Origin of the sequence: Streptomyces endocoffeicus, assembly GCF_016741935.1 — a bacterium.
Lineage (GTDB): Bacteria > Actinomycetota > Actinomycetes > Streptomycetales > Streptomycetaceae > Streptomyces > Streptomyces endocoffeicus.
Genome location: NZ_JAERRG010000091.1, coordinates 1 through 7,034 on the forward strand (window position 1 = coordinate 1; position 7,034 = coordinate 7,034).

Consider the following 7,034-nt stretch of genomic DNA (forward strand, 5'->3'; position numbering starts at 1 on the left):
GCCCGGATCACGGCGATACGCCCCCGGAGGAGCTGCGGTCGTATCTGGCGGAGCGGCTACCGGCCCATATGGTGCCCTCCGCCGTCATACGGCTCGACGCACTGCCCCTCACGCCGAGCGGCAAACTCGATCGCGCGGCGCTGCCCGCGCCCGCCCGGGGCGCCGAACGGGCCAGTGCACGCGCGGCGGCGACACCACAGGAGGCGGTCCTGTGCCGTCTGTTCGCCGAGGTGCTGGGCGTGCCGGAGCCGAGCGTGGAGGAGGGGTTCTTCGCACTGGGCGGGGACAGCATCCTGTCCATGCAATTGGTGAGCCGCGCCCGCCGCGAGGGGCTGGTGCTCACCCCCCGCCAGGTCTTCCAGCACCAGACCCCCGCCGCCCTGGCGCGCCTCGCCTCGCCGTCCGGCGGCCCGGCCCCGACGGACGCCGCCCCAGCCGCCTCCGCCACGCCCCCGCTGCTCTCGCTCACCACCGAGGACGTGGCGGCGGTGGAGCTGGCGTTTCCCGGTGCCGTCGAGACGTTGCCACTGACCGCGTTGCAGGAGGGGCTGCTCTTCCACGCCGGGTACGACGAGGCGGCCCCGGACGTCTATCTGGTGCAGTTCGCCTTCGATCTCGAGGGCGACGTCGACAGCGTGCGCTTCCGGCAGGCGGTGGACACCCTGCTGCTCCGCCATCCCCATCTGCGGGCCGGGTTCCTCCACCACGGCCTGTCCAGGCCGGTCCAGGTCGTGCCCCGCCATGCGCCGACGCCGTGGCAGGAGATCGACCTCAGCGGTCTCTCCCCCACCGAGCAGGACGGGGAGTACGGGCGCTGGCAGGCGGAGGACCGCGCCACGCGGTTCGACTTCACCCGGCCGCCGCTGATGCGGTTCACGCTGTTCCGCCTCGGCGGTGGGCGCAGCCGTCTGACCATGACCCACCATCACATCCTGCTGGACGGCTGGTCGACGCCGGTCCTGGTGCAGGAGCTGTTCTTCCTGTACGGGGAGGCCGGGGACGACGGTCTGCTGCCCCGCCCGGCGGCCTACCGCGACTACCTCGCCTGGCTCACCGCACAGGACGCCACCGTCGCCCGCGAGGCGTGGCGCGAGGCGCTGGCCGGGGTCGCGGAGCCGACGTTGCTGGCCCCGGAGGCGTACGGGCGTACGGCGGTGGTTCCCCGGGAGTTCTGCCTGGATGTGCCCGCCGACCTGACGGCACGGCTGACCCGGCGCGCCCGCTCCTCGGGGCTGACGCTGAACACTCTGGTGCAGGTGGCGTGGGGCCTGCTGCTGGGCCGGCTGACCGGCCGCGACGATGTGGTGTTCGGGGCCACGGCCGCGGTGCGGCCACCGGAGGTGCCCGGTGTCGAGTCGCTGGTCGGCCTGTGCATCAACACGTTGCCGGTACGGGTACAACTCGCCTCGGATCAGCGGCTGTTGGATGTGCTGGAGGAGGTGCAGGCGCGCCAGGCGGCACTGTCGGAGCACCATCACCTGGGGCTGATCGAGGTGCAGTCGCTCGCGGGGGTCGGCGAGCTCTTCGACACGGTGCTGGTCTTCGAGAACTATCCGGTGCGGCCCGAGCGGGTCGGCGCGCCGGAGGACGGGCTGCGGGTGGTGGGCAGCACCGGCCGGGATGCCACTCACTATGCGCTGGCCCTGGTCGTCATCCCGGGCGAGTCCCTGCGGCTCCAGCTGGGCTACCGTCCCGATGCCTTCGGCCACTCGGCCGTACGGGAGCTCGCGCGGCGTCTGGTCCGGGTGCTGGAGAGCGTGGCGGACGCCCCGCAGCGGACGGTGGCACAGCTCGACGTGCTGGCCCCGGCCGAGCGGGAGCGCCTGGTGCGGCAGTGGGGCAATGCCTCGCCCGGCGTGTCCGGAGCCGATGACACGGTGCTGCTGCCGGAGGTGTTCGAGTGCCAGGCCGAGCGCACCCCAGCCGACGTGGCCGTGGTGTTCGAGGAACAGCGGCTCAGCTACGGCGAGTTGAACGAGCGGGCGAACCGGCTGGCCCGGGTGCTCATCGCGGCGGGCGCGGGCCCGGAGACCCGGGTCGCCCTGTCCCTGCCCCGTGGCCCGGACCTGCTCATCACCGCCCTGGCCGTCCTCAAGGCGGGCGCCGCCTTCGTATCCGTCGATCCGGACTACCCGGCGCGGCGCGTGGCGTTCATGCTCACCGACAGCCGCCCGGCCCTCCTGGTGACGACCAGCGCGATCGCCCAGGCCGTGCTCACGGAGGCGGCCGCGGTGCCACGGCTGCTGCTGGACGCGGAGGGCACGGCGGACCGGCTGGCACAGGCGGGGGCGGGCAACCTGGCGGACGCGGACCGCGGGTGTCCCCTGCTGCCGGACCACCCCGCGCACCTCTTCTACACCTCGGGTTCCACCGGCAGGCCCAAGGGCGTGGTGGCGTCCCGGAGCGGTCTCGGCCGGTTTCTGCGGGCCATGGCCCGGCGCACCCCGCTCACCGGGTCGGATGCGGTGCTGGCGGCCTCCACGCCATCGTTCGACGTGGTGGCGGTGGAGTGGTTCATGCCGCTCGTGGCGGGGGCCCGTGTCGTCCTGGCCTCGGCGGGCCAGACACGCGATCCCGCCGCGCTGCTGGGGCTGATGGGCCGCCACGGGGTGTCGTTGGCGCAGGCCACGCCCACGCTGTGGCAGGCGGTGCTCGGCGAGGTGTCCGACGGCGGCGACCATGCGAGGGTCCTTTCGGGAGTACGGGTCCTCAGCGGTGGTGAGGTGCTGCCCTCCCCGCTCGCGCGGCGGCTGCTCGCGCTCGGCGCCGAGGTGGTGAACCTGTACGGGCCCACCGAGACCACGGTCTGGTCCACCACGGGCGCCGTCCGGGCCGATGACGACGGCGCGCCGCGGATCGGGACGCCGCTGGACACCACACGCGCGTACGTCCTGGACCGGCACCTGGGCCTGCTGCCACCGGGCGTGGTGGGCGAACTGCACATCGCGGGAACGGGTGTGGCCCGCGGGTATTTCGACCGTCCCGGCCTGACCGCCGAGCGGTTCGTGGCCGATCCGTACGGCCCGGCCGGGTCACGGATGTATCGCACCGGCGACCTGGTGCGCTGGGACGAGGACGGGCGGCTGGAGTACCTCGGCCGGGCCGACCACCAGGTCAAGCTGCGGGGATTCCGGATCGAGCCGGGAGAGATCGAGGCGGTGCTGGCCTCGCATCCGCAGGTGGCGCGGGCCGCCGTGGCGGTCCGCGAGGACCGGCCGGGTGACCCTCGGCTCGTCGGCTACTCCGTCGCCCGGCCGGGCCATGAACCGGCCCCGGCCGAACTGCGCTCCTGGCTTCGCGAGCGGCTGCCGGAGCACATGGTGCCGTCGGCGGTGGTGTCGTTGGACGCGTTGCCGCTGACGTCGAGCGGGAAACTGGACCGCAAGGCACTGCCCGCGCCCGGCCCCATCGGCGGTCCGGGCACCGGCCGGCCGCCGGCCTCCCCCTGGGAGCGGCTGTTGTGTGCGCTGTACGCCGAGGTGCTGGGCGTGCCCGAGGTGGGCGTGGCGGACAGCTTCTTCGAGCTGGGCGGGCATTCGCTGCTCGCGATGCGGCTGATGGGACAGGTCCGTACCCGCACCGGCGTCGACCTGGGCATCCGTGCGGTGTTCCAGACGCCGACGGTGGAGGGGTTGGCGGCGGTGATCCAGGGCGCGGAACGGGACGACGCGGCGCGCCCGCCGCTGGGCCCGATGCCGCGTACGGGCCGGCTGCCGCTGTCGTACGCCCAGCAACGGCTGTGGTTCCTGGAGGAGTTGGAGGGCGATCGGGCGGCGGCCTACAACATCGTGGTCGGCCTGCGGCTCCGCGGCCCGCTGGACCGGGAGGCGCTGCCGGCCGCGGTGGGGGACGTCGTGGCCCGGCACGAGGTGCTGCGCACCGTCTATCCGCACGGGGACGACGGCCGGCCGTGGCAGCGGGTCCTGGGCCCGGACGCGGCCCGGTCCGCGCTGCGCGCTGTCGTACGGGACGTACGGCCGGTGGCCGACGAAACGGACTCGGGCGGGGGCGCGGCCGGGGCCTCGGCCGGGAGCGCGTCGGACCACACACTCGCGGCGGCACTGGCGGAGGAAGCCGGGCGTGGCTTCCACCTGGCCACCGAACTTCCCCTGCGTGTAAGCCTGTTCCCGCAGGGCGACGACGAGCATGTGCTGCTCGTGGTGGTCCACCACATCGCGGCCGACGGCTGGTCGCTGCAGCCGCTCTTCGCCGACCTGGCCACCGCCTACCGGGCCCGGACGGCCGGTTCGGAGCCCTGCTGGAGCGACGATCTGCCGCTGCAGTACGCGGACTTCGGGCTCTGGCAACGCCAGGTGCTGGGCGCGGAGGACCGGGATGACAGTGTGCTCTCCCGGCAGCTCGCGTTCTGGAGGGAAACGCTCGCGGAGCTGCCCGAAGAACTCCCGCTGCCGACGGACCGGCCGCGGCCGCCAGTGGCCGGACACCAGGGCTCGACCGTCGACATCGCCGTTCCGGCCGCACTGCACCGGAGGCTGGTCCGGCTGGCCCGCTCCCGGGACGCCAGCGTGTTCATGGTGGTCCAGGCCGCCCTCGCGGCCCTGCTGACACGGCTCGGCGCCGGGACGGACATCCCCCTGGGCACGGCGTTCGCAGGCCGCGACGAGGTGGCCGTGCACGACCTGGTCGGCCCCTTCGTCAATACGCTGGTGCTGCGCACCGACACCAGCGGCGACCCGGACTTCCTGACCCTCCTGGAACGGGTGCGGGAGACGGACGGAGCCGCGTACGCCCATCAGGAGGTGCCGTTCGAACGGGTGGTGGAGGCGGTCAACCCGGTCCGGTCCCTGGCCCGGCACCCGCTGTTCCAGGTGATGCTCACCTTCCAGAACCTTCGGGCGACCGAACTGTCCCTGCCGGGAGTGGCCGCCGAGCCGCTGGAGGTGGCCACCGACACGGCCAAGTTCGACATGGCCTTCGCGCTCGCGGAGACGCACACCGCCGAGAGCGGGGAGCCGAACGGCATCCGGGGCAGCCTCGAGTACGCCACCGACCTCTTCGAGCGCCACACGGCCCAGGCGATCGTCGACCGCCTGCTGCGTGTTCTGGACACCGTCGCGGACCGTCCCGACCAGGCCCTGAGCCGGATCGACCTCCTCGGCCGCGACGAGCGGGGGCGGCTGCTGGGCTGGGGTACGGGTGCCTCGGTGGCGGCGGCCGGGGCCGGGCGGGTGCTGCCGGAGCTGTTCGAGGAACAGGCGGCACGTACTCCGCAGGCCACGGCGGTGGTCTTCGAGGACGACAGGATGTCCTACGCGGACCTCAACGCGCACGCGAACCGGCTGGCCCGGCTACTCATCGAACACGGCGCCGGACCGGAAACCCGTATCGCACTGGCCCTGCCACGTTCCCCGGAGCTGATCACCGCTGTGCTGGCCGTGGCCAAGGCCGGAGCCGCCTACGTACCCCTCGACCCCGGCTACCCACCGGACCGCATCACCTTCATGCTCCACGACAGCGAACCCACCCTCCTCATCACCACCAGCACCCTCGCCAGCTCCTTTCCCACCGGCGCCACCACGCTGCCATGGCTCCTCCTCGACGCCGAAGACACCCACACCCGTGTGGAAGGCCATGACACGGGGGACGTGTCCGATGGCGAGCGCCGCGCCCCGGTACATCCCGCGCATCCGGCGTACGTCATCTACACCTCGGGTTCGACGGGCACGCCCAAGGGGGTGGTCGTTTCCCACGCCAATGTGGTGGACCTGGTGGCCTGGGCGCGGGACGACCTCGGCGCGGACAGGTTGGCGCGGGTGAGGGCGACGACGTCCGTCACCTTCGACGTCTCCGTCTTCGAACTGCTCGTGCCGCTCACGCTCGGTGGCACGGTGGAGCTCGTCCCCGATCTGCTGTCCGCGGCCGCCGACCCTGGGCTGCTGGGGACCGGTGGTCTGCTCAGCGCCGTTCCCTCGGTCCTGGCGAGCCTGCTCTCCGCCCACCACCAGGCTGAAGACTCGTCGCTCGACACGATCGTCCTGGCGGGCGAGGCGCTGTCCCCCCAGCTGCTGGCCACCGCGCGGTCCCGGTTCCCCGAGGCGCGCATCGCCAATGCCTACGGCCCCACCGAGGCGACCGTCTACGCCACGGTGTGGCACTCCGACGGGGCAGCGCACACCTCGGTACCCATCGGCTCCCCGGTGCCGAACTCCCGAGTGTTTGTGCTGGATGCGGGGTTGGGGTTGGTTCCGGTGGGTGTGGTGGGCGAGTTGTACGTGGCGGGGTGCGGAGTGGCTCGGGGCTATTGGGCACGGCCGGGACTGACCGCGGAACGGTTCGTGGCCTGCCCGTACGGTACGGCCAGCGGAGAGCGGATGTACCGCACCGGGGACCTGGTGCGGTGGACACCTGACGGACAGCTGGAGTTCCGCGGGCGAGCCGATGAGCAGGTCAAGGTCCGCGGATTCCGCATCGAGCCCGGAGAGATCCAAGCCGCGCTGACGGCCCATCCCGGTATCGGGCAAGCCGTGGTGACCGTCCGCGAAGACCGCCCCGGCGACCGTCGCCTAGCCGCCTACCTCACCCCCGCACAAGCTGAGGCCGAACCGCCACCTGCGGCGGAGATCCGGGCGCATCTGACCGACCGGTTGCCCCACTACATGATCCCCTCCCACTACGTACCGCTGGAACGCCTGCCGCTGACCGCCAACGGCAAACTCGACCACACGGCCCTCCCCCTCCCCGCCACGGAAGGCACCAGCGAACGAGCCCCCGCCGACGGGCACGAACGCATGCTGTGTGAGCTGTTCGCCGACATCCTCGGTCTTCCGCAAACAGGTCCTGAGGACGGCTTCTTCACTCTGGGCGGGGACAGCATCCTGTCCATCCAACTCGTCAGCCGCGCAAGGCAACAAGGACTACTCCTCACCCCACGCCAAGTCTTCCAGCACCAAACCCCCGCCGCCCTGGCCACCGCAGCAACCCTGACCCCCACCATCGCTCCGGCCCGCCACGAAACCGGCACCGGCACCCTCCCCGCCACCCCGATCATGCGGGAGCTGTTCGAACGGGGTGGG

General features: G+C 72.7%; 1 protein-coding gene. It reads left to right on the forward strand.

Features of this window, described 5'->3' with window-relative positions; all coding sequences use genetic code 11:
- Positions 1-7,034, forward strand: a 7,034-nt coding sequence (locus JK364_RS53715; protein WP_201858768.1) for a non-ribosomal peptide synthetase, incomplete at both ends; no start/stop codon positions are given.